We start from the raw sequence: 1,821 nt of genomic DNA on the forward strand, positions 1-1,821 counted from the left end.
CGGATGTTGCCTGACACACCCCCTTCGCGAGCAAGCCCGCTCCCACAGGGGATCACCGGTGCGAAGCGTGACGCTCCGGGGAAATTGCTATACATTTTCCGGCCGCCCCCTGCATGGTGAAACCGCTTCATGTCTCTCGCGCTCGAACGTCTAGTCGCTGGTACGCCCATCCCTTTCGCCGGCAATCGTGTCACCGTCGTCAGCCCCGAACTGGCGCAACGCTTCCAGCCCGGTGATCACCTGCTGGTGGAGCAGGTCAGCGGCGAGTTGTTGTTGATTCCCGTGGTGGACCAGCAAGCGGCCAACGTCGCGATCGAGCGCGCCCAAGCGGCGTTTACCGCGCTGTCGGCGGTGTCTGATCAAGCGATCAGCGCTTTCTTCGACCTGTTTGCCCAACGTCTGGAAACCCCGGAATGCTGGACCTTGATCGAGGCCGCCAACCTGGCCGACATCGAACGGGCCAAGGCGCGCGGCCGCTCGACCACCCGGTTGCTGGCCGATGAGCGCATGCGTCGCGACATGATCGCCGGCCTGCGCGCGTGGCGTGATGCCGCGGCCAGTCGGGGCAAGGTGATCAGCTGCGTCGAACACGATGGCTGGAAGGTCGAGCAAGTGGTCTCGCCGTTGGGCATTGTCGCGTTCGTCTTCGAAGGCCGGCCGAATGTGTTTGCCGATGCGGCCGGTGTGTTGCGCACCGGCAACACCGCCGTGCTGCGCATCGGCAGTGATGCGTTGGGCACCGCCCAGGCGATCGTTACCCATGCACTGAACCCTGCACTGAACGACGCCGGCTTGCCGGCCGGTGCGGTGTCGCTGGTGGAAAGCGTCAACCACGCCGCCGGTTGGGCGATGTTCGCTGACCGCCGCCTGTCACTGGCGGTGGCCCGCGGTTCGGGTCGCGCCGTCAGCCAGTTGGGCAGTATCGCGCAGCAGGCCGGCACGGCGGTCAGCCTGCACGGTACCGGTGGCGCCTGGCTGATCGCCAACGCCGATGCCGACGCCCAGCGTTTTGCCGCCGTGGTGCGCAACTCCCTGGACCGCAAAGTCTGCAACACCCTGAACGTCTGCCTGATTCACCGCGACCGCGCCGCTGAACTGGTGCCGCTGTTCCTCGATGCACTCAAGCAGGCCGGCACCGCGCGGGGGCAGGGCTGCAAGCTGCACATCGTCGAAGGCAGCGAGTCGCACCTGGCGCAAGACTGGCTGGCTGCCACGGTCGAGGTGTACCGCGCCGAAGGCTATCAGACCGAAGCCCAGGCCGAGCCGTTGCCGGAAGATCAATTGGGTCGCGAATGGGAGTGGGAAGAAACCCCGGAAGTCAGCCTGAAAATCGTCGACGACCTGGACACTGCCATTGCCTTGTTCAATCGCTACAGCCCGCAGTTCACCGTGTCCTTGATCAGTGAAAGCGCCGAGACCCAGGAGCGTTTCTACAACGCGGTCAACGCGCCTTTTGTCGGCAATGGCATCACCCGTTGGGTCGACGGCCAGTACGCGTTGAACAAGCCGGAACTGGGTCTTTCGAACTGGGAGAGCGGGCGCCTGTTTGCGCGCAGTGCGATTCTCTCGGGTGATGGCGTGTTCACCATCCGTAGTCGCATGACCCAGATCGATCTGGGCGTCAAACGCTGAGACGGGGAAACAGTGACCGCTGCAAGGGCGGTCACTTTTTTGAAATATCGGCAGTGTGGCGTCGGTGGCGTTTGTGGATCTGGTGTTGGGGGCGAATGTTTCTTAAGCAACACATACCCTTGTGGGAGCGGGCTTGCTCGCGAAGGCGGTGTATCAGTTGACATAGTGTTATCTGACACACCGCCTTCG

General features: G+C 63.5%; 1 protein-coding gene. It reads left to right on the forward strand.

The features are described from left to right. Positions 1 to 129 precede the first annotated feature (129 nt). Entirely contained in the window at positions 130 to 1,632 is a 1,503-nt protein-coding gene (locus tag AC3WN7_RS28575; protein ID WP_102675862.1) for an aldehyde dehydrogenase family protein, read from the forward strand. Positions 1,633 to 1,821 lie beyond the last annotated feature (189 nt).

The sequence above is a fragment of the Pseudomonas sp. FW305-70 genome (assembly GCF_058783925.1).